Genomic DNA, 25,605 nt, shown 5'->3' with positions numbered 1-25,605 from the left:
CGGTAAATAAAGCTGGAGGCAATGACGCATGGCTGAACTGACGATTTCCGGCGACACCCACCCCATCCTTAAAGACGACTACGCCTCAGAGTGGATGGGCATAGAAGTTGTGGCACTGGACGACGGACACGCCACGATCCGCATGACGCTCCGGCAGGAAATGCTGAATGGATTCGGCATGGCCCACGGCGGAATGATCTTCGCCTTCGGTGACACGGCCTTCGCGCTGGCCTGCAACCCGGCCAGCCCGGAACCAGGTGAAGCCGGAATCGACACCGGCACCATCACCGTGGCCTCCGGCGTCGATATCAACTTCCTCAAGCCAGCCTTCCGCGGCCAGGTGCTGACCGCCGTCGCCAACCGCCGCGCCAGCACCGGACGCAGCGGCCTCTATGACATCCAGATCTACGCCGTCGATCCGGGCGCGGGCGCGCCTTCGGCCCCGCAGCCGGCACCCGCCGGCCCGGCACCCGCCGCCACGGTCCCGGGCAGGCTCCCCGCCGACATCCCCCCGGGCGAACTCGTCGCTGAGTTCCGCGGCCGCAGCCGCACCATCTCCAAGAAATAGAAACAGGGAACCCCAAGATGACCCAAGAAACCGTCGCCCCCACCAGTGATGCCGTCCTGGACCGCGAAGAAACCATTTCCCGGGACGAGCTTGAGGCATTGCAGCTCAGCCGCCTGCAGCACACGGTGGCCTACGCCTACGACCGCGTCCCCCTGTACAAGCGCAAGTTCGACGAGGCCGGCGTCCACCCCTCGGATCTCCGCGAGCTCTCCGACCTGGGCAAGTTCCCGTTCACCACAAAGGAGGACCTCCGCCTGGAGTACCCCTTCGGCATGTTCGCCGTGCCCCAGCACGAGGTGGCCCGGATCCACGCCAGTTCCGGCACCACCGGCCGCGCCACAGTCGTCGGCTACACCAAGAAGGACCTCGCCGACTGGGCAAAGCTCGTGGCCCGCTCGCTCCGAGCCTCCGGCGTCCGCCCCGGCATGAAGGTCCACAACGCCTACGGCTACGGCCTTTTTACCGGCGGCATGGGGGCCCACGCCGGCGCCGAGGCCCTCGGCTGCACGGTGATCCCGATCTCGGGGGGCCAGACCGAACGCCAGATCACCCTCATCCAGGACTTCAAGCCCGACGCCATCCTCGCCACTCCGACGTACCTGTTGACCATCGCCGACGCCATGATGAAACAGGGCATCGACCCGGCCTCCACCTCGCTCAAATTCGCCGTGCTGGGGGCCGAGCCGTGGACCGAGGAAATGCGCCACGAGCTCGAAGTCACCATGAACATCAAGGCCTGCGACATCTACGGGCTCTCCGAGGTCATGGGGCCCGGTGTTGCCGGCGAGGCCGTGGAAACCCAGGACGGCAGCCACATCTGGGAGGACCACTTCCGCCCCGAAATCGTCGACGCCTTCGACCCCACTGTGGTCCTGGGTGACGGGGAACACGGCGAGCTGGTCTTCACCTCGCTCACCAAGGAAGCGTTGCCGATCATCCGGTACCGCACCAAGGACCTCACCCGCCTGCTGCCGGGCACCGCCCGACCTGCGCACCGCCGGATGGGCCGCATCACCGGCCGCAGCGATGACATGATCATCCTGCGCGGCGTGAATCTGTTCCCCTCCCAAATCGAGGAGATCGCGCTGCGGATCCCGGAGCTGAGCCCGCATTTCCAGCTCGAACTCACCCGGCCCGAGGGCCAGCGGATGGACCAGCTGACCGTCCGGATCGAACGGCGCGAGTCCGTCACGATCGAGGGTGTTGCCTCGGCGTCCAAGGCCCTGCAGCAACAGATCAAGATCCACGTCGGGTCTTCCTGCGCCGTCGACGTCGTCGAGCCCGGCTCCCTGGAACGGTCCAACGGCAAGCTCCGCCGGATCTACGACCTGCGGCCCAAGGCCTGACCACAGCACGCCCAGCCCGCCGGCCCGCCCGTTAAAGGCTGACCGGCGGGCAGGCTGATCTTCCGATCGTGAGAAACTAGCGACTATGCCCACAACAGCAACCAGCACCAAACGCGGCCGTCCCGGCTATGACCAGCAGTCAGTGCTGATGATCGCCGTCGATGTCTTTAACCGCCATGGCTACGATGCCACCTCAATGGGCATCCTTGCTGAAAACCTGGGCATCTCCAAGTCCGCGATTTACCACCACGTGCCGTCCAAAGGCGAGCTTTTGAAGCTGGCGCTGGATCACGCCCTGGGCGGCCTGGAAGCCATCCTGGACCAGCCGAAAGCGCAGTCCGGCACCGCCGAAGCCCGGCTGGAATTCGTCCTGCGCGAAACCATTTCGGTGCTAGTGGAGCGGCTTCCGTTCGTCACCCTGCTGCTGCGCCTGCGCGGCAACACCGAGATTGAGCGCAACGCGATGGAACGCCGGCGCACGTTCGACCACAAGGTGGCGGCCCTGATCTCCGCGGCCCGAGACGAGGGATCGCTGCGCCAGGACATCGACCCCCGCACCGTCACCCGGCTGCTCTTCGGCACGATCAACTCCATTGTCGAGTGGTACAAACCCGGCGGTTCCCTCTCACCGGAAAAACTGGCTGACGACGTCATCACGATGGCCTTCAACGGCCTCCAGGCTCCCCGCTAGCCCGGGTTCTACGGACGCCGGCGGAAGCTATTGACCGGGCCCGGCGCCAGGGCCACGCTGGGAGGATGGCCACCAAACTATCCCGCGTGCTGATGGGAACTTTCCCCCAACTGCGCTACGAACCCACTGCCAAGAGGATCCGCGCGATCATCGACCAGGCTGCCGTCGTCGACACGCGGCAGGCCTGGCTGATCTGGGAACCGCGGCGGATCACCCCGATCTATGCCGTGCCGGAGCAGGACCTGCTGTGCGGACTCGCCGCGCCGGCGCTGCCCGCGGCCGTTGCAGAGGAGCACCCTTTCGCCGTGCGGCAGGGCGAAGCCCCGACTTCCCTTGACCCCGGTACAGCGTTTGGCAATCACAGCTGCGCCGGCGAGGAACTCGACGTTATGACTGCCGCTGCTACCTTGCCCAGGGCCGCTTTCCGGCCCGCGGACCCGGACCTGGCCGGTTACGTGCTACTCGATTTCGCGGCCTTCGACTGGCTCGAGGACGACGAGGAGATCATTGGCCACCCGCGCGATCCGTTCCACCGCGTTGACATCCGCGCCTCATCCGCGGAGGTGCAGGTGGCGCTCGACGGCGCGACCTTGGCCGAAACGAATGGCGCGCAACTGCTCTACGAAACAATGCTCCCAGTGCGGTATTACATTCCGCCGGCGGACGTACGGCTGGAGCTGCTGCGGGAGAGCACCAAGCGGAGCGTCTGCCCTTACAAGGGCCAGGCCAGCTACTGGAGCTACCCGGACTCCGCGCACGGCCGGGATATTGCATGGAGCTATGACGGGCGGTTCCGGGATGCCGCCCAGATCCACGGCCTCATCTGCTTCTTTAACGAACGGATCGATCTGAGGGTCAACGGTGTGCTCCAGCCCCGCCCGGTGTCGCCGTGGTCCCGCCCGGACGGTCCGGACGCCCGTTGACGGACGGGGCACAAAATAGCGTCCCGGCGGGCCGGGACGCTATTTTGTGGGATCCTGCACGTCAAAGCTGGTAGTCAGCCGCCGTCGTGATGTTCTCGTGGACGCAAAGGATATTGTGCTCCGTATCCAGGAACCAGGCGCACCTTTCCGAATCGGTTGTACAGATGTGATTGTCGGTCTTGAGCTCCGGCAGGTCGTAGTCCTGGAATTGGACGCCCTTGGCTTCCATCTCCTGGACGGTCCGCTCGATCCCGGAGACTTCAAAACTCAGGGTCGTGTGCTCGGAATGTTTTCCGTCCCCGACGGCCATCAACTGCAGCAGGGGGCCGCCGTCGCTGCCAAAGAGATCGCTTCCGTCGCCTGTCACTCCACGGTGCGGCAGGCCCAGGGTGTCCGCATAAAAGCGGTGGGCGCGCTGTGCATCATCGACTGGCAGGATTGTTGTGGCTTTGTTGAGAATTAAAGTCATTTCGCCACCTCCTACACGGAATATTTTACGCCGGCGCCGGGCGGAAAGAGCCTGTCAATCGCGCCCCAACCCCCAGACGCTCCCTCAGCTATGGCCGCAATACACCCGACGCTCCCTCAGCGAAGTGAGGGAGCGTCGGAGCCGGCACCGCAGGACGTGAGGGAGCGTCGGAAGGGCTACTTCTCCACGAGGGTGAGGACGTCGTAGGTGGCCACGATTTCGTCGTTCTGGTTGGTCAGGACGGCGTCCCAGGCCACCTCGCCGTAGCCGTCGGTCTCGCGCGGCGTGATCTTCTTGGCGGTCAGGGTGACCCGGATCGAATCGCCCGCCGCCACCGGGGTGATAAAGCGCAGGCTTTCCAGGCCATAGTTGGCCAGCACGGGTCCCGGCGCGGGCTCCACGAACAGCCCGGCGCCCCATGCCAGCAGCAGGTAACCGTGCGCCACGATGCCCGGGAAGAACGGGTTGGCCGCCGCTGCTTCCTCGTTGGTGTGGGCGTAGAAGGTGTCCCCGGTGGAGTTGGCGAACTTGGTGATTTCATCCAGAGTCACTTCGCGCAGCCCGGAGCGGATCGCGTCACCGATGTGCAGGGTGCTCAGGTGCTTGCGGAACGGGTGCTGGCCTTCGGTCTCGAGCGTGAAGTTCCGGTCCGCGCCGGTGTGCCAGACGCCCGTGACGGCGGTCAGCATGTTCGGTGAACCCTGGATGGCGGTGCGCTGCATGTGGTGAAGGACCGAGCGAATGCCGCCGAGCTCCTCGCCGCCGCCGGCCCGGCCCGGGCCGCCGTGGACCAGGTGCGGGACCGGCGAACCGTGGCCGGTGGAACTGCGGGCGTCCTCACGGTTGAGCATGTGCACCCGGCCGTGGTGGGCGGCGATGCCGGTGACGAGTTCGCGGGCAACCCCGGGGTCGTTGGTGCAAACGGAGGCTACGAGCGAGCCGCCGCCGCGGGCGGCTAGGCGGACGGCGTCGGCCAGGTCCGTGTAGCCAATCACGGACGATACCGGGCCGAAGGCTTCCAGCGAGTGGACCGCTTCGGCTTCCGGGTCCGCCCAGCTCAGCAGCACGGGGGACATAAAGGCGCCATCGGCGACGACGCCGACTGTGCCGTCAGCGCTGGTGACCTTCGGCGAATCGAGCGTGCCGTAGGCGAGTTCGCCGCCGGCATCGAGCATTGACTGGACCGCTGCCCGCACATCGTCGAGCTGCTCCAGGGACGCCAGGGCGCCCATGGTCACGCCGTCCGCGCGCGGGTCGCCGAGGATCACACGTTCGGTGATCCGCTGCCCGACGGCGGCAACGACGTCCTGGACCAGCGCCTGCGGCACGATGGCCCGGCGGATCGATGTGCACTTCTGGCCGGCCTTGGCCGTCATCTCGGTAACAAGCGACTTGATGTAGGCATCGAATTCCGGCGTGCCCTTGACGGCATCCGGGCCCAGGATGGCTGCGTTCAGGGAATCGGTTTCCGAGGTGAAGCGGACTCCGCCCTTGACCACGTTGGTGTGGGACTTAAGCGTGTTTGCGGTGGAGGCGGAGCCGGTGAAGGCCACAATGTCGCGGTAGTCGAGGTGGTCCAGAATGGTGCGGACCGAGCCGGAAACCAGCTGCAGCGAGCCCTTGGGCAGGATGCCGGAATCGATGATGGCCTTGACCACCGCGGCGGTGACGTAACCGGTCGGGGTGGCGGGCTTAACGATCGTGGGCACGCCGGCGATGAAGGCCGGGGCAAGTTTCTCGAGCATCCCCCACACCGGAAAGTTGAAGGCGTTGATCTGCACGGCGACGCCGGGAATGCGGGTGTAGATGTGCTCGCCGGCGAAGGAACCGTCCCTGGACAGCACCTCCATGGGCCCGTCCACGATCACTTGGGAGTTGGGAAGTTCGCGCCGGCCCTTGGAACCGAAGGTGAACAGCACGCCGATGCCGCCGTCGATGTCGACCATCGAGTCGGTCTTGGTGGCGCCGGTCTGGGCCGAGAGCGCATAGAATTCCTCGCGGCGACCGTTCAGGTACTGCGCGAGTTCCTTGAGCTTGAGCGCGCGCTGGTGGAAGGTCAGTTTGCCGAGTTCCGCCTGGCCGGTGGTGCGCCCGTAGTCCACGACGGCGGCGAGGTCGAGTCCATCGGTGCTCACCTTGGCGAGGAGTTCACCGGTGCTGGCGTCCAGGACGGACGCGGCGCCGGCCGCGGAGCCGGCGTCGGGGGTCCACCAGGAATCCCGGACGAAGCTGGGAACGATCCCGACAGTGTCTACTGTGGGTTCCGGAGCAGTTGCAGTGGTGGTCATCGTTGACGGGTCCTTCCAACAGGGGCAAGATCAACACGGCCAGCATTACTGACCGTCCGTTCGGTAATATGTCCACAGTACATGAATGAGGCCTGCCGCACACTAGCTGCGGCGGCACATACCGGCCTGAGCCCTGGGCTTTCCGGCCAAAGAGGAGACGTTATGACCCCCGAGCCCCGGAATACCGAGCTATGGAAGATCACCCTCGGGGAACTCGACGAAAAAATGGGTGTGAAGATCGTCGAGGAATCCGTCCAGCGGGTGGTGGCCACCATGCCGGTGGAGGGCAACCGGCAGTCCTTCGGGCTGCTGCACGGCGGCGCTTCGCTGGCTGTGGGCGAAGCGGTGGGCTCCTGGGCTGCCGTCATCCACGCAAGCACGCTCGGCAAGACCGCCGTTGGCGTGGACGTCTCGGCAACGCACCACAAGTCTGCCCGCGAGGGAATCATCACCATCACCGCCACCCCCATCCACCTGGGCGGCACCGTCACCACCCACGAGGTGCTGATCACCAACGCGGCCGGCGAGCGGCTTTGTACCCTGCGGATCACCAACCTGCTGCTGGACCGCAGGGGCTAAGCGGGCCACCCCGGGCGCCGGGGCCGGGATTCCGGCCGGACTACCGCACCGTCCGACGCCGGGCAATGGCCAACAAGGCGACGCCGAGCAAAACTGTGCCGCCGGCAAGGCCCGCCATCGGCAGCAGCACCCCCGCACCGGTATCCGGCAACCGTCCTGAGCCGGCCGAAACCACAATGGGCCGCGCTGGTGGATTTACGGCAGGCTGGGCCGGCGGATTTACGGCAGGCTGGGCCGGCGGATTTACGGCGGGCCGGGCCGGCGGTACTGCAGCCCGGGCATCAATGGTGAACGCTACGAGCAGCGGGTCCGAGGCCACGCCGTCGACCGATTGGGTGACGGACAGCGTGTGCGCCCCCACGGCGAGGCCTGAAGGGAACGGGACGCTCCAGCGCCCGCCTGCCACGAGGACCTGCGGAACGAAGGACCGGACCACTGCCCGGGCCCCGGTCCCGGCGCCGCCGGCACCGGCGTGTGCAGCGCCCACGGGTGCCCCGTCGATCGAGACGATGACGTCGGCGCCGTCAACGCCCGTTCCGGAAATCGAGGAGGGAAGCGCGTCCTGGCGGAAGTGCCAGCCGTCCGGGACAGTGGTTTCCGCAGGCGCGGGGGGAATGACAGTGAAAGTTTTGCTGGATGAAGGGCTGTCCGCAATACCCGGGGACGAGAGAGTGGCGGTCGCCGTCACTTTCCCGAAGGCCGGCCGCTCCACCGGAACGGTCCATTGACCGTCCAAAGCCACCGTCCCTGTCCCGGCCACGTCACCGGAGAGCGTCACGACAGCGCCGGGCATTCCCGTTCCGGCAACACTGCCCAGGCCCGGCAGGGCGGCGTCCGCCGGCGTCGTTATTCCAGGCGCAGGCAGGGGCGCCGGTGAGACGGTGGCGGTGAAGGACGCGGGTCCAGAATGGCTGAAGCCGTTCACGGTCTCGGCCGAGAAGGCCAGTTGCCCGGCCGGCAGCGGAGCCCGGAAAGTCCAGTTGCCGGCAGAGTCGACCGGGACCTCCGTTGGCGCCTGGTTGGCAACTGTGATGCGGACCTTTGAGTTGGCGGCTACGGCCGATGCCGGGGCTGCCAGAACCCTGCCGGTGATGTCCTCCCCGGCCTTGACTGTCAGGTTCACCGGCGCCACAAGCTCGGGTTTGTTCAGGAACAGCTGGAGCTCCACGGCGGTGGGGAATGCGGTCAGGGCGTCCTCCAGCGTGGTGGCGATCGCGAAGTTCTCGCCGGAAGTTTCGCCGGCCGAGTGGGTGCCGACGGCGAAGTTGCCGCTGATCCAGGGACCGCCGGAGTCGCCACCGCTGGATTGGACGTTTTTGGACAAAAAGCCGCGGAAGGCCCGCAGATCCTCCGCGGCGGCCGTCCTTCCCCCCACCACGTAGACACCGGTTTCTTCCACCTGCCCGCAGGACCATCCCGTGGTCCGGCCGGACCGGCACACCTCCTGGCCCTGGAACGGTGCGACCACGCCAATGATCTTCACGGCTGATGGGCCCGGGTTGGCGGCGCTGGCCCAGGTGGTGGCGGCGGGTTGCACGTTGACTCCGCCGTCGAGTGACTCGATGACGGCGATGTCGGTGCCCACGTTGCCGGGGGCCTGCTCACTGCCGGTGATCCAGCTGTTGAGCGGCCCGCCGAACTGGCTGAAGCCAAATCTGCCGAGCGGGGCGCGGGTGCCCGGCAGCGGCGCCGACCCGCCGGCTGTGGCGGAGACAGGCGGCTCGAGTTCGGCCACCCGTGCCGTACCGTCTTCGGCGCAGTGACCAGCTGTCAGCACCAGGGGCAGCCCCGCCGCGCTGAACGCGCCGAACCCGGTCGAGCAAATCGTCCGCCGGTCAATGATGTAGCCTTCCCCGCCGTAAACGTCCGCTTCGGTGGTGAGCGGCAACGCCTGTTCGAGTCGGACGTTGGTATAGCGGGCCACAAAGCTGGCCGCGGAGATTTTCCCTGGCGCCGAGTTAATCGTCGGCTCGCTCGGCTGGTCGGGGGCCGGGGAAAGCTCGGCTTCGGCAGCGTTTGTTCCGCCGGTGCGGATAACGAACCGGCCGGCGGAGTAGGCCACGGCTTGCAGACCGGCCGGCCCCACCTCGCGGACGTAGTCCTGGAACAGCTGCTCGGTGTTGGACGCCACCAGCTCGGCCGCCGAAGGTGCGGGAGTGGGAGCCGTCGAAGGTGCAGGAGTGGGTGCGGGAGTGGGTGCAGCCGTGGGCACGTCCGTGGGCGCGGCCGGCGACGCAGCGGAAGGCGCCTCGAGCACAAACACATCCGCAGCGCCGTTGCCGTTCAGCCCATCGACCCGGGCGCGCAGCTCGGGGCCGCTGCCCTCGATGTGGATCTTTCCGGCCCGCAGGCTGATGCCCAGGTAGCCGGGCAACTCCCGCAGCGACGGAACGGCATCGGCCGCGGTCCGGCCCAGCTGGCCTGCTGCATTGAACTCCTCGAGCGTGATGCCCAGGTCGCGCCGGATGGCCTCGGCGAGTCCGGCATCGCTGATCCCCGGCGCTGCGGTGACGGCTGGCGCGCCCGGAGCGTCAGCTGCGGTCGTGTTGGAACCAGCGGCCGCAGCTGCCGGCGTCGTTGGTGCGGCAGGGGACGCCTGCGCGGATGCTGCGGGAGCGGCTGACGGAGCGGGGTCCGTCCCGCCGGCTTCGGCCAGGGCAGGAACGGCGTAGAACGATCCGGCGAGCGCGATCGCGGCAGCCGCGACCGCCCGCACTGTCAGCTGAAACGTCGGAGTCTTCACCCGGTTACTCTAGCGCCCCAATTTGGCCACGATGGCGCCCAGATCCCGGTCCGTTAGGCCATTGTGACGGATGAAGTCACCGGGCTTCACCTGGCGGACAAAGTGCTGCAGGCTTTCCAAGCGCTGTTCGAGCAGCGGCGCGAGGACTTCCTCGGGCAGGTACCGCTCGTGCGGATGCGGGACCGCCGACATCCGGTGGTACTCGTTGATGCCGCGCATTGCCTGCTCGTAGCTCTTGGAAATGACGGCCTCTCCTGCTCCGGCAAGGTCCTGGAGCATGGCAGCGATCATCCCGCTGCGGTCCCGGCCGGCGGAACAATGGATCACAACTCCGCCGCGCGCATCGGCTACGGCTTTGAAGACGGCGGCAAGCTTCTCCGGGAAGATTCGGGCGTTGTCCGCGTAGTAGGCCGGATCGTTGAGGTAGGGAACGCAGAGCTTCCGGAATTCGCTGTTGCCGGGGTCCTCGGTGGGGGCGTGCACGACGTCGAAGGCGGACAGGCTTGCCGCGCCCACCCGCGGATCGGTCGGGCGGCGGCGGATCTCCTCGGGATTGCGCAGATCAATCACAGTCCGGACGCCGGCGTTGTAGACCTGCTCCCAGCCCGCCTCGGTAAGCCATTCGCGCCGGCCCATGCGGAAGACTCCGCCGGCGATGTGCCAGGCGTTGACCGCGCCGGCCCACTCCATCGCCTCGGGCGCCGTCGTCACCGTAACTTGGCCAGTCTGGCCTCGAGGGCGTTCCGGACCATGGGCCACTCGTGTTCCAGGATGGAAAAGACCGCCGTGTCCCGGAGCGCGCCGTCGCTGCTGCGGGTGTGGCTGCGGAGCACACCGTCCTGTTTCGCGCCCAGCCGCGCGATCGCCTCGCGGGACTGGTGGTTGAGCCAGTGGGTCCGGAACTCGACGGCGGGGCAGCCCAGCGTTTCGAAGGCATGCCGGAGCAGGAGCAGTTTGGAGTCCGGGTTGCTGCCGCTGCCGTGGGCGGACGCCGCGTTCCAGGTGGAGCCGATTTCCACCCGCGGCGTGGCGGCATCGATGTTCATGTAGGTGGTCATGCCGATCACCCGGCCCGGTCCGCCGGTGGTGGGGTCAAGCAGCCGCGTTGTAAAGGGCAGCATGTCGCCGCTGTCCTGCAGGGCCAGGCGCCGCTCAATCTCGGCGGCCATCTGGTCAGGGCCGGGCACTGACGTGTACCAGAGGTTCCACAGTTCGCCGTCGCTGGCGGCCTGGACGAGGCCGTCGTGGTGGTCCGGGCGCAACGGTTCCAGCACGACGTATTTTCCGGTCAGGGTGATGGGAGCGATTGCGGGGGTAGTCACTGCACCATCATAAATGCGCGGGACGGCCTAAATGCCGGGGCCGGGAACCAGTTGGCCCACCAACGTTTCTTCCACTGTTTCGGTCACAATGCAGGGAGTTCTGGATAGGCTGGGGCCATGATCACAGTCACCGGCACGGTCCGTTCCCCGTTGGAGGCCGGCAAGGCCTTCGCGTACCTCTCCGCCTTCGAACACACGCCGGAGTGGGACCCGGGAACACCGGTGGCCAAGAAACTCTCCGACGGGCCGGTCGCCGTTGGGCACCGCTATCACGCCGAAGCGGAGTTCCGCGGCAAGCGCCAAACGCTGATCTACGAGGTCGTGGAGTTGGCAGGTACCCTCATCAAGCTGCGCGGCGAAAACAAGACGGTCATTTCCGTCGATACGATCGACGTTAAGCCTTCGGGATCCGGTTCGGAAGTCCGTTATACGGCGGAATTCCGGCTCAAGGGATGGCTTAAGGTCGCAGAACCGTTTATGAAACCAGCGTTCCAGTCCCTGGCCGACCCCGCCATGGCCGGCATGAAAAAAGCCCTAGACTCACAGGCGTCGCAGTAGCGGCCCGAGCTGAAACAGGAGCACACCGTGACATCCCAGAATCCGGATCCCCTGGAGAACAACCTCACCGGCTTGGAACCCGGAGGCGGTGTGCCTCCGGGTGAGACGCCACCGGGCGAGGGGACCTCGGTGGGACCGCAGGGGCCGCGGATCCGCGAGGACCGGGGGTTCGGCCAGTACCTCTGGATCCTTATGATCGCCGTGGTGGTGCTCTTTGTGTTGCTTTTCTTCGTCGGCTACATCGTGGGGATCCTCGGGTAGCTGGTCAGTTCACTCGGTCCAGTTGAAAAAGCCCTTGCCGGACTTGCGGCCGAGTTCTCCTCGGGCGACTTTGTCCCGCAGGATCTGCGGCGGGGCGAAGCGCTCCCCGAGCGTGGAGGCGAGGTATTCGGCGATGCCCAAGCGGACGTCCAGGCCTACGATGTCAGTGGTCCGCAAGGGTCCGGTGGGGTGCTTGTAGCCCAGGACCATGGCGTTGTCGATGTCCGCGGCGGATGCCACTCCCTCTTCCACCATCCGCATCGCCTCGAGGGCAATCGCGACGCCCAGCCGTGAGGACGCGAACCCGGGGGCATCGTTGACGACGACGGCGGTCTTGCCCAGCGCCTCAACCCAGCCGCGGGCCGCCTGGGTCAGCTGGCTTGAGGTGTGCTCGCCGAGCACCACCTCGATCAGGGTCGAGGCCGGCACGGGATTAAAGAAGTGCAGGCCGAGGAAGTTCTGCGGACGCTTCAGCTCACGGGCCAAGCCGTTGACGGACAGCGACGACGTGTTCGAGGCGAGATAGGCGTCGGCACCGAGCCGGGCCTCAATCCCCCGCAGGGCGCTGACCTTGAGGTCCCAGTCCTCGGGGACGGCCTCGATGACCAGCTGGCGGTCCTTGAAGTCGTTGTAGTCCACCGTCACCGCGAGCCGCGAGACCATCTCGTCCAGGTTCCCGTCGGTGGCGCCACGCTCGATGCTCTTGGCCGCTGCTGATTCCACCCGTTCGCGGGCAGCCTCGGCGGACTCCTCGTCGCGCTCGACGACGAGGACGTTGGCGCCGTTGACCAGGAAGGCGTGTGCGATCCCGGCGCCCATCCGGCCGCCGCCCAGCACCCCGACGAAGTCTGGCAGGGCGCCGCCGGGAAGGTTAGCGGAGTGTGCGGAGTTGTTCATCGTCAATTCTTCTTCCGGTTTTCCTGCGCGGAGGTCCTGGCGTCTTGCTGTGCAGGCTTCTTCGCTGACTTCTTGTCCAGAAATGCCTGCATACGGTCGAACTTGGCCTGCGATTCAAACAGGATGCCCTGCGCCAGCTGGTCGATCAGCGGGTGGGCCTCGGCCGGCGCGTGGAACACCGATTTGGTGATCCGGACCGCGAGGGGATCCTGGCCCGCGATCCTGTCGGCCAGGGCATGGGCGGCCGCCATCAGCCCGGAAGCCTCGTGGATCTCGGTCATGAGGTTGACGGCAAGGGCCCGCTCGGCGCGTAGCACCGTGCCGGCCAGCAGCATTTCCTTGGCCACCGGTTCCCCCACCAGCTCCTTCAGGCGCCAGCTCGCGCCGGCTGCGGCGAGGATGCCCAGGCCCGTCTCCGGGTTGCCGATCCGCACGGACGGGGTGCCGATCCGGAAGTCCGCGGCGTACGCCAGCTCGGCGCCGCCACCCAGGCAAAAGCCGTCCAGGGCTGCAATGACGGGCATTGGGAGTTTGGCGATACGCACGAAGATGGTGGAGTTGATGCCTTGGAGCGCGTCGTCGCGGCGGCGTTCGCGCAGCTGGCCGATGTCCGCCCCCGAGGCGAAGACACCTTCGGTACCGGCGATGATGAGCATCTTCGGCGACCGTTCCAGCGCGGCGCAGACAGCGTGCAGCTCATCGACCATCTGCTGGTCGATGGCGTTGCGGACCTCGGGCCGGTTGAGGAGCACCACCAGCCGGTCTTCGCGTTCGTCGATCAGCAGCGTGCTGAAATCGCGCGGGTCGAGGCCCGTCGCGGCGGCCGGCACTAGACCCGCTCCAGCAACATCGCGGTGCCCTGGCCCACGCCGATACACATCGTGGCGAGACCGATCCTGGCGTCCTCGCGCTCCATCCGCCCCAGCAAGGTGATGGCGAGCCGTGAACCGGAGGAACCCAGCGGGTGCCCGAGCGAGATCGCGCCGCCGTCGCGGTTTACGATCTCGGGGTCCAGGCCGAGCCGCCGCATGGTCGCAAGCGACTGGGTCGCGAAGGCTTCGTTGAGTTCGACGGCGCCGAGGTCGCCGACGCTGAGGCCGGTCCGCGACAGCACTTTACGGGTCGCCGGAACCGGGCCGATGCCCATAATTTCCGGTTCGCAGCCGGCGGAGGCGCCGTCGATGATCCGGGCCCGAGGCGTCAGGCCAAGCCTCTTGATGGCTGCTTCGGACGCGACGATGATGGCGGAGGCGCCGTCGTTCAGGGTGGAGGAATTTCCGGCCGTGACTACCGAACCGCCGGCGACGACGGGGCGAAGGCCCGCGAGAACGTCAATTGTGGTGCCGGCCCGGGGCCCCTCGTCGGTGTCGACAACGGTTTTTCCCTTGCGCGTCGTAACCGTTACCGGGACAATCTCGTCGGCGAAGCGGCCCGCGGCGATGGCCGCGAGGGAGCGTTCATGGGAGCGGACGGCGAAGGCGTCGGCGTCCTCGCGGGTGATCCCGTCCACGCGGGCGACTTCTTCCGCCGTTTCCGGCATGGAGTAGGTCATCTTCCCGTCCCGGGAAAGTTCGCCCTGCTGGAAGAGCGGGTTGACGAAGCGCCATCCGATGGACGTATCAAAGATCTGCCCCGGTTTCGCGAAGGCGGCCTGGGGCTTCTCCTGGACCCAGGGGGCGCGGCTCATGGATTCGACACCGCCGGCGATCACGATGTCCGCTGCTCCGGACTTGATCATCTGGCTGGCCATAATGATGGCGCTGAGGCCCGAGGCGCAGAGCCGGTTCACGGTGATGCCGGGGATGTGCAGCGGCAGTCCGGCCAGGATGGTGGCCATCCGGGCGACGTTGCGGTTTTCCTCGCCGGCGCCGTTGGCGTTGCCAAGGATGACCTCATCGATGGCCTCCGGGTCCAGCCCGGCCCGGGCGACGGCCTCGCGGATCACCAAGGCGGCCAGGTCATCGGGGCGGACCGCGGAGAGTGCTCCGCCATACCGGCCCACAGCGGTGCGGGCACCGCCTACGAGAAATGCCTGAGGTCCTGCAACTGCTGATGCCATGGGTACACCCTTCACGCGATAAACAGCACTGTCATCGAAAAGAACTCTCATCGGCGGCGGAACCAGGTTCGGACCGCTAGCGCGCCAATTTACCGACCGTTCGTTCTATAAAGATTACACGGCACCGCAAGGGGGTCAATCGGGGCCGGGCTGGATTACGCGACGACGACGCCGAGGTGACTGGCCATTAATGGCGCCAGCAGGCCCAGCTGGTAGTCGTCGATCACAAGGCCGGCGAGGCTTTCGAGTCCGGCGATGGCGCGGAAGTCCGTGCCCCGGATGTCAAAGTCCTTCAGCCTGGCGCCGGCAAGGTCGAGGGTGCCGATGGTGCAGTTCTTCAGGGCTACCCGCGTCGCCAGGCAGGAACCCAGGTCCAGCTCGTTGATGATGCAGTCGCTGATTTGCACGTCCGTGAGCTTGGAACCACGGAGGTTCAGATAATCGAGTTTGCCGCCGTCGATCCGTACTGACTGCCAGCCGCTCTCGTACAGTTCCGCTGAACCCCAGCGCGGGTTGGCGATCTCGACGTCGCGCAGGGTGCTTCGGGCCGCCATAAATACCGGGGCGTACACCTCGGCCAGGATGCAATCCCGGAAAGAGGCGCCCCGCAGCTGGGTCTCGTTGAACGAAACGCCGCGGAAGTCGCACTCGGCAAAGTCGGTGCCGCCGAGTTCCAGGCCGTCGGCGGATAACTTGCCGTACCGGACGCCGTCGTAGCGCTCACCGGAACGCAGTGCCGGCGACGGGTCGTCCCTGAGGTCCGTCAGCCGGACCGGACTGAGCCGCGGCGCCGTCACCTTGGGCGGCGGGGGCGTCCCGGTGCTGCGCCCCATCAGAGCGACTCGGCCTTGGCCGCGATTTCTGCCAGGTCCTTGGCGAGCGCCTTTCGGGTGATGCGCATTCCCAGCTTTCCAAAAAGTGCCATTAACAGCCCGGTCATCCGGGAAGGGTTCAGCACATCGGCGCTAAACGTCAGCGTCAGGTCCGTGCCGCCGTCGCGCTCGGCAAGCGTAAAGCGTGTGGTGTACTCCGTCGGTCCCTGCACGGCCTTCACCGTTGTGCTCCGGGGCGGATCGGCCCGGGCCACCCACATTTCCACCGTTTCCGCCCGCCCCATCATGGTGCGGGTTTCTTTCCAGCGCGTCCCCTCGCTGTAGGGGCCTTGCGAGAGCATCTGGATCGAGGTGATGCCGGAAAGTGTCGCGGCCGAACCGGGGATGTCGGAAATGACGGCCCATACCTTGTCCGTCGACGCGTTGACATGCTGGGTCAGGCTGGTTGTGTGGTCCATGGCATCGAGCCTAGCCCGGCTCCGGTGCGCATTTCATCCCTCGTTCGCGGCCGGGCCCTTGAATTACTAAGCATGCTTTGTGTTATGGTGGGGAGACGTTGTATTTCAACCGGAAACGAGAGGTGGTTTACACCATGGGTATCGGCGACAAGGTTCAGAACGAAGCACAGCACCTCGGCGGCAAGGCCAAGGAAGCTGCGGGCAACGCCACCAACAACGACGAAATGCGTGCCGAGGGCCAGAAGGACCAGGTCGCAGCCGACGCAAAGAAGGTCGGCGAAAACGTCAAGGACGCCTTCAAGAAGGATTAGTCCGTACAAAAGGCGGCGGTGGACATTCCTTTGGGGGATGTCCACCGCCGCTTTTTTGTGCCGGCCCAGGGCTCTGGTGCCACTCGCGCCGCCGCAGCTTAAACGAACGACGGCGGCCCCTCACCGGAGGACCGCCGTCGCCTGCGCACTTGCCCGGAAGGCTAGTTGAAGAGCGCGTTCTTCGGTTCGTTGTCCTTGACCTTCTGCCAGCCGAGCCACAGCAGGAGTGCGAAGAACGGGATGGTCGCCAATGTCCAAAGACCAAGGTGGAAGACTTCGCCGCCCTTGCTGGTCATGGTGTCGAAGCCGATCAGCACCGTGATAAGCAGCAGGGCAATCAAGCCTGCCCAGCTGGCCCAGACTCCGCCGGGCGCCAGCAGGGAGGAGACCTTGCCCTTGGTTTTCCGCAGCGCTATCTGGCTGGCGAAGATGGCAGCCCAGGTGAAGATCACACCGACCGAGGCCGAGTTCAGCGCCAGGTCAAAGGCATACGAGCCGCCGAGCCAGATATTAAGCAGGATCCCGACTAGGTAAACGCCGCCGATGGCCAGGATGGCGGCGTACGGCACGTGGCTCTTGGACATCCTGGTCAGCCACTGCGGAGCATGCCCGTTGTTGGCCATGGTCCGGAAAATCCGGCCGATCGAGTACAGGCCCGAGTTGCACGAGGAGAGGGCGGCGGTGATGACAATCATGTTCATCACATCGCCCATCCAGCCGAGGCCCATCTGGCCGAACACTGTGACAAACGGCGAGGTGCCGGCAACGTACTGGTCCGACGGCAGCAGCATGGCCAGCAGCGTCACGGAACCGACGTAGAACACCACGATCCGGAAGACAACAGCGCGGATGGCCTTGGGCACTTCTTTGGCCGGATCCTGCATTTCACCGGCAGTGACGCCAACGAGCTCAATGCCGTTGTAGGCGAAGATCACCGCGTTCAGCACCAGGATCATCACGAGCCCGCCCTTGGGGAACATGCCCCCCTCAGCGGCGAACAGGTTGCTGACCGAGGCGTTGCCGTCGCCCACCTGGGCGTTGGTGATCACCATAAAAGTACCGACGGCCAAGAAGATGAGGATCGCACCGACCTTGAGGACGGAGGCCCAGAATTCGAATTCGCCGAACGCCTTGACACTCAGGAGGTTGACGCCGACTAGCAGCAACAGCGCTGCGATGGCGGACAGTTCAACCGGCACGTTCGGGAAAAAGAACTGGAAGTACAGTCCGATCGCGATGAGCTCGGCAATGCCGGTCATGGCCCAGTTGATGAAGTACATCCAGCCGGAGACATAAGCGCCCTTTTTGCCGAACATTTCACCGGCATAGCTGACGAAGGAGCCTGACGTCTGGCGGTACATGATCAGCTCGCCCAGGGCGCGCATCAGCAGGTACGCGATGACGCCGGCCAAGGCGTAGGAGAAAATGAGCGACGGACCGGTGGAGGCCAGGCGCCCGCCGGCGCCCATAAAGAGTCCGACGCCAATGGCGCCGCCCATCGCGATCATGGTGACCTGGCGGCCGCTGAGCGACTTCTTGTAGCCCTCGGCGCTGAGAGTTGAGTCGACGACGGCGGATTGCGCCTCGGGGTTCTTAAGTTCTGTGGGGGTAGTTGATGGCACAGCTGTTTCCTTGCAGTTCGTTGTAAGGCCGGGACAGGGACAGCGGGTTCGCATACACAAATGAACGGGCCCCGACCCCCAACAGGGGCCACGACGTGTACCGAACCTCACAAGGTCGAAGCTCGCGCGGCTCGTCTATTCTACTGGCATTTGAGACCAAACCGTGACGGGAACAACACCGGGCAGGCACTTGTACTAATTATCGACCTCATTACTGCTGTAATCCCGAATAATCTTCGATTATCATCCGCTGAATCCCCAAGGATCCGTCCATCAGACCAGGGCGCCATCCCGCATCCCGTACCGGAGCCAGTTTCCGGCTCCGGCGCCCCGCCCGGTGTCGTGACCGGAGCACGTGCTGAACCACTCCCCCAGGGCGCGGTCGTGGCTGACCAGGATCAGCGTCCCGGCGAAGTCCGAAAGAGCCGCTTCGAGCTGTTCCACCAGCACGGGCGCCAGGTGGTTGGTGGGCTCATCCACGAGCATCGTTCCATACCCGCCCAGGAGCAGGCGGGCGAGCGCCAGCCTGCGTTGTTGCCCTGCGGAAAGGCTCCCCACCGGGACGTGGAATTCGCTGGTGCGGAAAAGCCCGAGCCGCAGCAGCGCCTCGGCGTGCTCATCGATGTTGCCGCCCAGGCCCGCGGCGAAAGCGGGCAGGAGACGCATCCCGGGGTGCTGCGGGAGCTCCAGTTCCTGCTGCAGGTATCCGATCCGGCCGTGCCGCACTACGGTGCCTGTGGCCGGTTCCAGCGTGCCCGCCAGGACGGCGAGCAGCGTGGACTTGCCGGCGCCATTGGGACCGGTAATGAGGATCTTCTGGCCCGCCTCCACCCGGAGGTCCGTCGGTTCCAGGCGGCCCGGTACCGTCACTCCCGTCGCTTCAAGGGCGGGACCCGCCGCAACGTCCGCCCGAAGGTTCGTTGCCAGTTTCAGGGGCACCGGCGGACGGTCGATGGGGTTTGCCTCCAGCCGGCGGAGACGCTCCTGGGCATTGCGGACCTTGCTGGTGGCTGCCTTTTGCCACGTGCCGGCTTTGAAGTCGAACCCCATTTTGTCATTGTCGCGCTGGCGGGCGTAGCCCATCGTCCCCGCGACGGTGTCCGCCTGGAGCCGCTCGGCCGCCATCGAGTCCAGCCACCCGTGGTACTGCTGCGCCCAGCGCTGGCGCTCGGCCGACTTCTCCCGCAGATAGCCTTCGTAGCCGTTGCCGTACCGGTTGACCGTAAGGCGTTCGGCATCTACTTCAATCACTGTTGACGCTACTTTGCGCAACAGGACGCGGTCGTGGGAGACCACCACCACGGTTCCTCGGTGCGCGGCCAGCCGCGCCTCCAGCCAGGCCGTGCCGCTGGCGTCGAGGTGGTTGGTGGGTTCGTCCAGGAGGAGGATGTCCGCGGGATCGGCCAGCACGCAGGCCAGCGCCACGCGTTCCTGCTCCCCGCCGGAGAGCGAGCCCAGGGTCCGCGTCCGGCCCAGACCGCCGAGGCCAAGTCGGTCCAGCGCCGCCTCTACCCGGGATTCCGCGGCGTAGCCTTCCCGCAACTGGTACTGCGTCTGCAGGTTTCCGTAGCGCTCCAGTTCGCCTGCTTCCGCTCCGGCCAGCCCGTCTTCCAGGCGCTCCAGCTCGGCCTCCATTTCGCGGAGGGATTCCAGCGCGGCATCGATCGCGTTGGACACGGTGAACGCATCAGGCAGGCCCAGGGTTTGGGCAAGGTAGCCCACCCGGCCCTGGCTGACGGCGGTGCCCTCGTCCGGGGCCTCGAGCCCGGCCAAAATCCGGAGCAGCGTGGATTTGCCCGCGCCGTTTTCGCCGACGATTGCCACATGTTCACCGGCGCTGATGGCAATGTCGACGCAGGCGAAAAGCTGGCGGTCCCCGTAACCATGGGATACGCCCGAAAGGCGGAGATGTTCGCTCAAGGAGTCCTCGCAAGTAGGTGCACGGCCAGCCCGGCGGCGGCTTGAGTCGTCAAGTATGACACCGTCGGCGGTTACTGAGGTACTGCGGCGCCGGCGGAAGTACCGGTCGGTCAGCAGGCAGGCCGTGGCGCTAGGCTGGAGGCATGGGCACCGCTCTTCGCACACCAGCACCGCGGCCGGAACTGTACAGGTTCTCGCGGCTCGACTACCTCACGGCCGGCCTCTACGTCGCCGTCGCCGGATTTTTTGCCGTGTTCGGCTCACTGCTGGCGCCGCTGATGCTGCGGCTCTCGCCGAACCCGGCGGTGGCGTCGTACTCGGTGAACCTGATCTTCTACGGCGGGATCGGCATCCTGGCACTGGCCGCCGTCCGGCGCATCGCCGCTCGGGACCTCAGGGTCCTCGCCACCCGGCCGTGGTTCAGCCTGCTGATGGTCCCTCTCGCCGTGGTGGCGATGATGATTCTCACCGCGATTCTCGTCGCCGTAACCGGCCCGCCGCAGACGTCCGCCAACCAGGCGGGCCTGCAGGCGCTGATGCAGCAGGTGTCGGCCTGGCTGATGGTGCCGCTGCTGGTGATCGTGGGTCCGTTTGTGGAGGAGTACATCTTCCGCCACCTGCTGATCGGCAAGCTCAGCCGCAGGGTCAACGTCTGGGTGTGCGCCGGCTTGTCAGTTGTGTTCTTTGCGGCCCTGCATATCATTGGCCAGGAGGCGCTGGCCCTCCCGGTCCTGATGCCGTATCTCGCGATGGGCGCCGTCCTGGTATTCGTCTACGTCTGGACCGGCAAAAATGTGATGTTCTCCTACTTTGTCCACGCGTCGAAGAACCTGCTCGCGGTCATTTTCCTCTACGCCATCCCGCCGGATGTGATGGAGCAGCTCCAGAAGGTCCAGGGCTAGCCGCAGGCAGCAGCGCTGCGGGTCCGTACCGCCGTCGAATGTGCAGATCAGGGCAGTCGCGGGCACACACACTGCCACGAGGTGTCAACTCGCGCAGCTGGCGTGGTCCGGGCCCTACCGCTGCGCGTCCCGACGTCGTAGTTTCATTCCATGACACTCAACATTCAGATCGCAGTCGACTGCCGGAACCCGCATGAGCTGGCCGGCTGGTGGGCCGAGACCCTCGCGTGGGCGGTGGAGCCGCAGGACGAGGGCTTCATCCGCTCCATGATCGAGCAGGGCTTCGCCACCGAGGCGGAGACCAAGGTCCACCACGGCAAGCTCGTTTGGCGTGACGGTGCCGCCATCCGCCCGACTGAGGAACTCGACGCCACAGCCCCTGCCCGCCGCATCCTCTTCCAGACGGCCCCGGAGGAAAAGACAGTTAAAAACCGGATCCACTGGGACGTTAACCTGGCCGGCGCCGACAAGGACACGTTCCGCACCGCATTGGAAGCCCGCGGCGCCAGCTTCCTTTGGACCGCCAGCGAAGGACCGCATTCCTGGCACACCATGGCGGACCCTGAAGGCAACGAGTTCTGCATCAGCTGAGGCGATTACTAGACTCTGACTGTGAGCAACCAAATCCCCGCCAAGGTATCCGACGTCTTTGACCCCACCCGCTGGCGCACCGTGTCCGGCTTCGACGATTTCCAGGACATGACCTACCACCGGCAGGTGGAGCGCTCCGCGGACGGTGCCGTGGTCCGGGACCTGCCGACGGTGCGTATCGCGTTCAACCGGCCCGAGGTCCGTAACGCCTTCCGCCCCGGCACTGTCGATGAGCTCTACCGCGCCATGGACCACGCCCGGATGAGCCCGGATGTGGCCACTGTGCTGCTGACCGGCAACGGCCCCTCCGCCAAAGACGGCGGCCACTCGTTCTGCTCCGGCGGTGACCAGCGGATCCGCGGCCGCGACGGCTACCGGTACGCAGACGGCGAGACCACCGAAACCATCGACCCGGCGCGCGCCGGCCGGCTGCACATCCTTGAGGTCCAGCGGCTCATGCGCACCATGCCCAAGGTTGTCATTGCCGTTGTCAACGGCTGGGCCGCCGGCGGCGGGCATTCCCTGCATGTCGTTTCAGACCTGACCATCGCTTCCCGCGAACACGGCAAATTCAAGCAGACCGATGCCACGGTCGGCAGCTTCGACGCCGGCTACGGCTCCGCGCTGCTGGCCCGCCAGATCGGCCAGAAGGCCGCCCGCGAAATCTTCTTCCTGGCCCGCGAATATTCCGCAGAGGACATGGTCCGGATGGGCGCGGTGAACGAGGCCGTGGATCACGCACGGCTTGAGGATGTGGCGCTGGAATACGCCGCCGACATTGCCAGGCAGTCGCCGCAGGCCCTCCGGATGCTCAAGTTTGCCTTCAATCTGGCCGACGATGGCCTCGCAGGCCAGCAGGTCTTCGCCGGCGAGGCGACGCGGCTTGCCTACATGACCGACGAGGCCGTGGAGGGCAAGGAAGCCTTCCTGCAAAAGCGCGATCCGGACTGGTCCAGCTTCCCCTACTACTTCTAAGGCGGCCGTCGTGACTTCCGGAGCTGTCAACATCGAAGCCGCCCTCGCGGCGCTGGCCGCGGCCCTCCACGGGGAGGGACCCGCCGTCGAGCTCGCCGACGGGCCCGACGGGTCCCCGGTGCTGGCCTTCCCCGAAACGCCCGGCATCGAAGACGCCGCCGTTGTGGTGCGAACCTCCGGATCCACCGGCGTGCCGAAGGCTACAGTGCTGACCGTTGACGCGCTGGCTGCCTCCTCGATGGCCACCGCGTTGGCGCTCAAGGGCGAAGGCCAGTGGCTGCTCGCCCTGCCCGTGCAATATGTGGCCGGCGTGCAGGTGCTGGTCCGTTCGCTCTTTGCCGGAACCCGGCCGTGGGCGATGGACCTCAGCGGAGGTTTTACACCGGAGGCCTTCACAGCCGCAGCGGCCGAGCTCACCGATCAGAAGCGGTTCACCTCGCTGGTGCCGACCCAGCTGCAGCGGCTGCTGGACGCGCCGTCGACTGACACCCTCGCAGCGCTCCGCCGGTTCAACGGGATCCTGCTCGGCGGCGGACCGGTGCCCCCGGCGCTGCTTGCCGCAGCCCGTAACGCCGGCCTGCAGGTGGTGACCACCTACGGTTCGGCCGAGACCTGCGGCGGCTGCGTGTACGACGGCGTCCCGCTGGAAGGCGTCTTGGTCCGCGTTGCGGAGGACGGGCGGGTCCTGCTCGGCGGGGCAACCATTGCAGCCGGCTACCTGGGCGCCCCTGAACTCGATGCGGCGGCATTCGTGGCGGACAACGGCGTCCGCTGGTACCGGACCAACGATCTTGGCGAGCTGGACGGCGACGGGAAGCTGCGGATCCTGGGGCGGGCCGACGACGTTGTTATCACCGGCGGGGTGAAGGTTTCCGCCGCCCATGTGCAGGCGGAACTGGAGAAACTCGACGGCGTGCGGGCCGCGTTTGTGGCCGGGGTCCCCTCGGCCGAGTGGGGCCAGGCCCTCGCCGCCTTCGTGGCGGTGGCGGACACCAGCCCGCAGGGCTTCGCCAACTTCGCCGCAGGATCCCGATGGGCCGCGGCGCTGGGCACGCTGGCGCCAAAAACCGTCCTTGCCGCCGCTGAACTGCTGCTGCTGCCCAACGGGAAACCTGACCGTCTTGCCATGTCGGTTCGGCTCTCGGAGCTGCATCAGGGAAAATAGACAAGCCGGGCACTCCCGGCACCGCCAAACCAACACGAGGTACTGACACGTGGCTACAGCCGCTCAATGGATCCAAGGCGCCCGACTGCGCACCCTGCCGGCCGCTATTGCGCCTGTCCTGATCGGGACCGCTGCCGCGTACGCCTTGAACGCGTTTCGTCCCGTCAACGCCGTCCTGGCGGCGCTGGTGGCCCTGCTGCTGCAAATCGGCGTGAACTATGCCAACGACTATTCGGACGGCATCCGCGGCACTGACGAGGACCGGGTGGGCCCGCTTCGGCTGGTCGGCTCCGGCGCCGCGATGCCCGCGCACGTCAAGTACGCCGCGTTCGCCGCCTTCGGGCTGGCGATGGTGTTCGGGCTGGCCCTGGTCATCCTCTCGCAGGCGTGGTGGCTGATCCTGGTCGGTGTGGGTTGCGTCCTGGCAGCGTGGGGCTACACCGGCGGGAAGAACCCGTACGGCTACCTCGGACTGGGGGATTTGTTCGTCTTTGTGTTCTTCGGCCTCGTCGCCACGCTGGGCACCACCTACACGCAGGCCGCGCAGATCAGCTTGCCCGCGGTCATCGGTGCGATTGGCACCGGACTCATCGCCGTCGCGCTGCTGATGGCCAACAACGTCCGCGACATCCCCACGGACCGGAAAGCCGGGAAGAAAACCCTCGCCGTGCGGCTGGGCGACAAGCATGCCCGCGAAAGCTACGTGCTGATGCTCGCCGTCGCCATCCTGCTGCCGATTGTGCTGGCCCCGGCCCGGCCGTGGATGCTGATCGTGCTGCTGCTGATCCCGGCAAGCCTGATGCCGTCCTGGCTTATGATCGCCGGCCGGCGCCGCAAGAGCCTGATTCCGGTGCTCAAGCAGACGGGCCTGATCAACCTCGGCTATGCGGTGCTGTTCTCGTTGGGCCTGATCCTCAGCCGCGGGTTCTAAGCCACCGTCCACGGCCGGGACCTGACCGGCGGTGTCGGCAGCCGCCAGGGGCCTAGGAGTCCTTGGGCCGGCTGTCCGTACGCACCGTTACGTCCGGGTGTTCGTCGACGAGCCGGTCTTCGGCGTCGGCGTCCGCCACTTCGCCGGCGCTGCGCAGCGGCTTTGCCTTTCCGGAGAAGCGGCTGTGGAGCGAGGCGGTGGCGGCAGCGCGCTGCTTCTGGAAAAACAGGTAGCTCACCGCGAAGGCCATCATGCCGGCGCACAGGGCCGCGAGCAGCACACCAAGCCGCAGGTAGAGGAACAGGGCGAACAACGGTGCGAACAGCACCAGACGGATCAGGGAGTATCTCAGGAAGGCCACGGTCCCAGTTTAGCCGCCGGAAGCGGCCCCACCCCACCGGGGCCGCAGCCGGCGTTCTGTGGTGTGGGCCGGGAAGCGCCGGGAGCGCCGGCGGCGACTAGACTGTTTACATGCTCCGTGTAGTGGTCGTTGTCGCTGTTCTCGTCGTATTCGTCTATGGACTTGTCGATGTGATCCGCACTGATCCCCGCCAGACCAAAGGCATCTCGAAGCCGGCCTGGGTTGTGGTGCAGATCGTCCTCCCGGTCATTGGCGCCATCCTGTGGTTCCTCATCGGCCGGCCCCGCGGCACCGCCCCCGTGCGCGCCGCCTACAGCCACACCAGCGCGCCCGACGACGACCCGGATTTTCTGCGCAACCTCGAGCTCCGCCGCCGCAGCCAGGCCGAAGCAGAGCGGCTCAGGAAGCTAAAAGCCGAACTGGACGCCAAAGAGCGCACCGACGATGACGGCAAGGGCGCACGCGGCTCCGGGTCCGGCGAGGCCCACGGCAGCAGCGACCCGCAGGGTACCGACGAAGTCAAATAGTCCGGGCCCAACGAGACCGGGCCCAGGCTGCTTCTAATCCGTCACGGCCACTCCAATCCGGCGCCGGCGTGACAACTTCCGCCGCTGCCAGGGTGCGGGCGGCGCTGACAAAGATGGCCGCCATGCCGGTTGACACAGCGGCCATCCCTGGCACATCCGTAAAGCCCTGGCCCGGCACCATTTGGTCCGGCGGGCGGGCCGGCGGGCGGGCTAGATGTACTCAGCCAGCAGGTTGGTTACATCTGCTGATGGGTGGTCGTCCTCCGAGGGCTGCGTGGTTTCGGCGGTGGTTGTAGAAGTCTAGC

At 66.4% G+C, this 25,605-nt stretch carries 27 protein-coding genes; 14 read left to right on the top strand and 13 right to left on the bottom strand.

Annotation, left to right across the window (positions count from 1 at the left end):
- Positions 1-28: 28 nt before the first annotated feature.
- From ABIB49_RS13635 to ABIB49_RS13620, 4 genes are all read left to right on the top strand, one after another.
- A complete protein-coding gene (locus tag ABIB49_RS13635; protein WP_226773140.1) occupies positions 29-568 on the top strand; it encodes a hotdog fold thioesterase in 540 nt (179 codons plus the stop codon).
- A gap of 17 nt (positions 569-585) precedes the next feature.
- Positions 586-1,914 carry a phenylacetate--CoA ligase PaaK gene (gene paaK, locus ABIB49_RS13630; protein ID WP_226773139.1) on the top strand — a complete coding sequence of 443 codons (1,329 nt, stop codon included), beginning with the start codon at positions 586-588 and terminating at the stop codon, positions 1,912-1,914.
- A gap of 85 nt (positions 1,915-1,999) precedes the next feature.
- Complete coding sequence (locus tag ABIB49_RS13625) at positions 2,000-2,605, top strand: TetR/AcrR family transcriptional regulator (protein ID WP_226773138.1); 606 nt, start codon at positions 2,000-2,002, stop codon at positions 2,603-2,605.
- Positions 2,606-2,670: 65 nt separating this feature from the next.
- Positions 2,671-3,528, top strand: coding sequence for a DUF427 domain-containing protein (locus ABIB49_RS13620; protein ID WP_226773137.1), 858 nt, complete (start codon positions 2,671-2,673; stop codon positions 3,526-3,528).
- Between the two features lie 61 nt (positions 3,529-3,589).
- Here ABIB49_RS13620 and ABIB49_RS13615 read toward each other — a convergent pair whose 3' ends face one another.
- Together ABIB49_RS13615 and paaZ are read right to left on the bottom strand one after the other, a co-directional pair.
- Positions 3,590-3,997, bottom strand: coding sequence for a VOC family protein (locus ABIB49_RS13615; protein WP_226773136.1), 408 nt, complete (start codon positions 3,995-3,997; stop codon positions 3,590-3,592).
- 176 nt (positions 3,998-4,173) lie between these two features.
- Complete coding sequence (gene paaZ, locus ABIB49_RS13610) at positions 4,174-6,285, bottom strand: phenylacetic acid degradation bifunctional protein PaaZ (protein WP_226773135.1); 2,112 nt, start codon at positions 6,283-6,285, stop codon at positions 4,174-4,176.
- A gap of 162 nt (positions 6,286-6,447) precedes the next feature.
- On the opposite strand from paaZ, the gene ABIB49_RS13605 reads away from it, so the two are divergent.
- Positions 6,448-6,864, top strand: a complete 417-nt coding sequence (locus ABIB49_RS13605; protein WP_226773134.1) for a PaaI family thioesterase — start codon at positions 6,448-6,450, stop codon at positions 6,862-6,864.
- A gap of 40 nt (positions 6,865-6,904) precedes the next feature.
- On the opposite strand, the gene ABIB49_RS13600 is transcribed toward ABIB49_RS13605, so the two are convergent.
- The 3 genes from ABIB49_RS13600 to ABIB49_RS13590 are packed head-to-tail and all read right to left on the bottom strand — an operon-like array spanning position 6,905 to position 10,929.
- Positions 6,905-9,607, bottom strand: a complete 2,703-nt coding sequence (locus ABIB49_RS13600) for a S1 family peptidase (protein ID WP_283480197.1) — start codon at positions 9,605-9,607, stop codon at positions 6,905-6,907.
- 9 nt (positions 9,608-9,616) lie between these two features.
- Complete coding sequence (locus ABIB49_RS13595; protein ID WP_282359022.1) at positions 9,617-10,297, bottom strand: tyrosine-protein phosphatase; 681 nt, start codon at positions 10,295-10,297, stop codon at positions 9,617-9,619.
- A 17-nt stretch (positions 10,298-10,314) separates the two neighbouring features.
- Positions 10,315-10,929, bottom strand: a complete 615-nt coding sequence (locus tag ABIB49_RS13590) for a GNAT family N-acetyltransferase (RefSeq protein ID WP_282358625.1) — start codon at positions 10,927-10,929, stop codon at positions 10,315-10,317.
- A gap of 117 nt (positions 10,930-11,046) precedes the next feature.
- On the opposite strand from ABIB49_RS13590, the gene ABIB49_RS13585 reads away from it, so the two are divergent.
- Together ABIB49_RS13585 and ABIB49_RS13580 are read left to right on the top strand one after the other, a co-directional pair.
- Positions 11,047-11,487 (top strand): SRPBCC family protein, encoded by a 441-nt coding sequence (locus tag ABIB49_RS13585; protein ID WP_226773131.1) that lies wholly within the window; start codon positions 11,047-11,049, stop codon positions 11,485-11,487.
- 27 nt (positions 11,488-11,514) lie between these two features.
- On the top strand, positions 11,515-11,748 hold the full coding sequence (locus ABIB49_RS13580; protein ID WP_226773130.1) for a DUF6480 family protein: 234 nt from the start codon (positions 11,515-11,517) through the stop codon (positions 11,746-11,748).
- Between the two features lie 9 nt (positions 11,749-11,757).
- Here ABIB49_RS13580 and ABIB49_RS13575 read toward each other — a convergent pair whose 3' ends face one another.
- The 5 genes from ABIB49_RS13575 to ABIB49_RS13555 all read right to left on the bottom strand — a co-directional run bounded on the left by ABIB49_RS13575 (position 11,758) and on the right by ABIB49_RS13555 (position 15,995).
- On the bottom strand, positions 11,758-12,645 hold the full coding sequence (locus ABIB49_RS13575) for a 3-hydroxyacyl-CoA dehydrogenase family protein (protein ID WP_226773129.1): 888 nt from the start codon (positions 12,643-12,645) through the stop codon (positions 11,758-11,760).
- 2 nt (positions 12,646-12,647) lie between these two features.
- Entirely contained in the window at positions 12,648-13,475 is an 828-nt protein-coding gene (locus ABIB49_RS13570) for an enoyl-CoA hydratase/isomerase family protein (protein ID WP_226773128.1), read from the bottom strand.
- Complete coding sequence (locus ABIB49_RS13565; protein WP_283480195.1) at positions 13,475-14,704, bottom strand: thiolase family protein; 1,230 nt, start codon at positions 14,702-14,704, stop codon at positions 13,475-13,477. Before ABIB49_RS13565 ends, ABIB49_RS13570 begins: the two co-directional genes overlap by 1 nt.
- A 155-nt stretch (positions 14,705-14,859) precedes the next feature.
- On the bottom strand, positions 14,860-15,537 hold the full coding sequence (locus ABIB49_RS13560) for a pentapeptide repeat-containing protein (RefSeq protein WP_226773126.1): 678 nt from the start codon (positions 15,535-15,537) through the stop codon (positions 14,860-14,862).
- Entirely contained in the window at positions 15,537-15,995 is a 459-nt protein-coding gene (locus ABIB49_RS13555; protein WP_226773125.1) for an SRPBCC family protein, read from the bottom strand. The genes ABIB49_RS13560 and ABIB49_RS13555 overlap by 1 nt, the downstream gene beginning before the upstream one ends.
- Before the next feature lie 134 nt (positions 15,996-16,129).
- Here ABIB49_RS13555 and ABIB49_RS13550 point away from each other — a divergent pair, with 134 nt between their 5' ends.
- Complete coding sequence (locus ABIB49_RS13550; RefSeq protein WP_226773145.1) at positions 16,130-16,306, top strand: CsbD family protein; 177 nt, start codon at positions 16,130-16,132, stop codon at positions 16,304-16,306.
- Positions 16,307-16,467: 161 nt separating this feature from the next.
- Here ABIB49_RS13550 and ABIB49_RS13545 read toward each other — a convergent pair whose 3' ends face one another.
- On the bottom strand, positions 16,468-17,928 hold the full coding sequence (locus tag ABIB49_RS13545; protein ID WP_226773124.1) for an amino acid permease: 1,461 nt from the start codon (positions 17,926-17,928) through the stop codon (positions 16,468-16,470).
- Between the two features lie 273 nt (positions 17,929-18,201).
- Positions 18,202-19,848, bottom strand: a complete 1,647-nt coding sequence (locus ABIB49_RS13540; RefSeq protein WP_354157166.1) for an ABC-F family ATP-binding cassette domain-containing protein — start codon at positions 19,846-19,848, stop codon at positions 18,202-18,204.
- Positions 19,849-19,991: 143 nt separating this feature from the next.
- Between ABIB49_RS13540 and ABIB49_RS13535 the strand changes: the two genes are divergently transcribed.
- The 5 genes from ABIB49_RS13535 (at position 19,992) to ABIB49_RS13515 (ending at position 24,412) form a co-directional block, all read left to right on the top strand.
- Complete coding sequence (locus ABIB49_RS13535) at positions 19,992-20,750, top strand: CPBP family intramembrane glutamic endopeptidase (protein ID WP_354157165.1); 759 nt, start codon at positions 19,992-19,994, stop codon at positions 20,748-20,750.
- 150 nt (positions 20,751-20,900) lie between these two features.
- A complete protein-coding gene (locus tag ABIB49_RS13530) occupies positions 20,901-21,341 on the top strand; it encodes a VOC family protein (RefSeq protein ID WP_283480885.1) in 441 nt (146 codons plus the stop codon).
- Positions 21,342-21,362: 21 nt separating this feature from the next.
- Positions 21,363-22,316 (top strand): 1,4-dihydroxy-2-naphthoyl-CoA synthase, encoded by a 954-nt coding sequence (locus ABIB49_RS13525; protein ID WP_226773120.1) that lies wholly within the window; start codon positions 21,363-21,365, stop codon positions 22,314-22,316.
- A 10-nt stretch (positions 22,317-22,326) separates the two neighbouring features.
- Positions 22,327-23,481, top strand: a complete 1,155-nt coding sequence (locus ABIB49_RS13520) for an AMP-binding protein (protein WP_354157164.1) — start codon at positions 22,327-22,329, stop codon at positions 23,479-23,481.
- Positions 23,482-23,530: 49 nt separating this feature from the next.
- Positions 23,531-24,412 (top strand): 1,4-dihydroxy-2-naphthoate polyprenyltransferase, encoded by an 882-nt coding sequence (locus ABIB49_RS13515; RefSeq protein ID WP_226773118.1) that lies wholly within the window; start codon positions 23,531-23,533, stop codon positions 24,410-24,412.
- Positions 24,413-24,464: 52 nt separating this feature from the next.
- On the opposite strand, the gene ABIB49_RS13510 is transcribed toward ABIB49_RS13515, so the two are convergent.
- Positions 24,465-24,773, bottom strand: coding sequence for a DUF4229 domain-containing protein (locus ABIB49_RS13510; protein WP_354157163.1), 309 nt, complete (start codon positions 24,771-24,773; stop codon positions 24,465-24,467).
- Positions 24,774-24,883: 110 nt separating this feature from the next.
- Here ABIB49_RS13510 and ABIB49_RS13505 point away from each other — a divergent pair, with 110 nt between their 5' ends.
- Positions 24,884-25,300, top strand: coding sequence for a PLD nuclease N-terminal domain-containing protein (locus ABIB49_RS13505; RefSeq protein ID WP_226773116.1), 417 nt, complete (start codon positions 24,884-24,886; stop codon positions 25,298-25,300).
- Positions 25,301-25,605 lie beyond the last annotated feature (305 nt).

Source organism: Arthrobacter sp. UYCu512, assembly GCF_040547075.1.
Classification (GTDB): domain Bacteria; phylum Actinomycetota; class Actinomycetes; order Actinomycetales; family Micrococcaceae; genus Arthrobacter.
This window is presented reverse-complemented; position numbering and strand designations above follow the sequence as displayed.

What these genes read in the sequence shown, in the direction of transcription:
- ABIB49_RS13530 (WP_283480885.1), top strand. Translation starts at nt 20,901, where the DNA reads ATGACACTCAACATTCAGATCGCAGTCGACTGCCGGAACCCGCATGAG.
- ABIB49_RS13505 (WP_226773116.1), top strand. Translation starts at nt 24,884, where the DNA reads ATGCTCCGTGTAGTGGTCGTTGTCGCTGTTCTCGTCGTATTCGTCTAT.
- ABIB49_RS13555 (WP_226773125.1), bottom strand. Translation starts at nt 15,995, where the DNA reads ATGGACCACACAACCAGCCTGACCCAGCATGTCAACGCGTCGACGGAC.
- paaZ (WP_226773135.1), bottom strand. Translation starts at nt 6,285, where the DNA reads ATGACCACCACTGCAACTGCTCCGGAACCCACAGTAGACACTGTCGGG.
- ABIB49_RS13575 (WP_226773129.1), bottom strand. Translation starts at nt 12,645, where the DNA reads ATGAACAACTCCGCACACTCCGCTAACCTTCCCGGCGGCGCCCTGCCA.
- ABIB49_RS13620 (WP_226773137.1), top strand. Translation starts at nt 2,671, where the DNA reads ATGGCCACCAAACTATCCCGCGTGCTGATGGGAACTTTCCCCCAACTG.
- ABIB49_RS13625 (WP_226773138.1), top strand. Translation starts at nt 2,000, where the DNA reads ATGCCCACAACAGCAACCAGCACCAAACGCGGCCGTCCCGGCTATGAC.
- ABIB49_RS13565 (WP_283480195.1), bottom strand. Translation starts at nt 14,704, where the DNA reads ATGGCATCAGCAGTTGCAGGACCTCAGGCATTTCTCGTAGGCGGTGCC.
- ABIB49_RS13635 (WP_226773140.1), top strand. Translation starts at nt 29, where the DNA reads ATGGCTGAACTGACGATTTCCGGCGACACCCACCCCATCCTTAAAGAC.
- ABIB49_RS13615 (WP_226773136.1), bottom strand. Translation starts at nt 3,997, where the DNA reads ATGACTTTAATTCTCAACAAAGCCACAACAATCCTGCCAGTCGATGAT.
- ABIB49_RS13550 (WP_226773145.1), top strand. Translation starts at nt 16,130, where the DNA reads ATGGGTATCGGCGACAAGGTTCAGAACGAAGCACAGCACCTCGGCGGC.
- paaK (WP_226773139.1), top strand. Translation starts at nt 586, where the DNA reads ATGACCCAAGAAACCGTCGCCCCCACCAGTGATGCCGTCCTGGACCGC.
- ABIB49_RS13560 (WP_226773126.1), bottom strand. Translation starts at nt 15,537, where the DNA reads ATGGGGCGCAGCACCGGGACGCCCCCGCCGCCCAAGGTGACGGCGCCG.
- ABIB49_RS13585 (WP_226773131.1), top strand. Translation starts at nt 11,047, where the DNA reads ATGATCACAGTCACCGGCACGGTCCGTTCCCCGTTGGAGGCCGGCAAG.
- ABIB49_RS13605 (WP_226773134.1), top strand. Translation starts at nt 6,448, where the DNA reads ATGACCCCCGAGCCCCGGAATACCGAGCTATGGAAGATCACCCTCGGG.
- ABIB49_RS13535 (WP_354157165.1), top strand. Translation starts at nt 19,992, where the DNA reads ATGGGCACCGCTCTTCGCACACCAGCACCGCGGCCGGAACTGTACAGG.
- ABIB49_RS13595 (WP_282359022.1), bottom strand. Translation starts at nt 10,297, where the DNA reads ATGGAGTGGGCCGGCGCGGTCAACGCCTGGCACATCGCCGGCGGAGTC.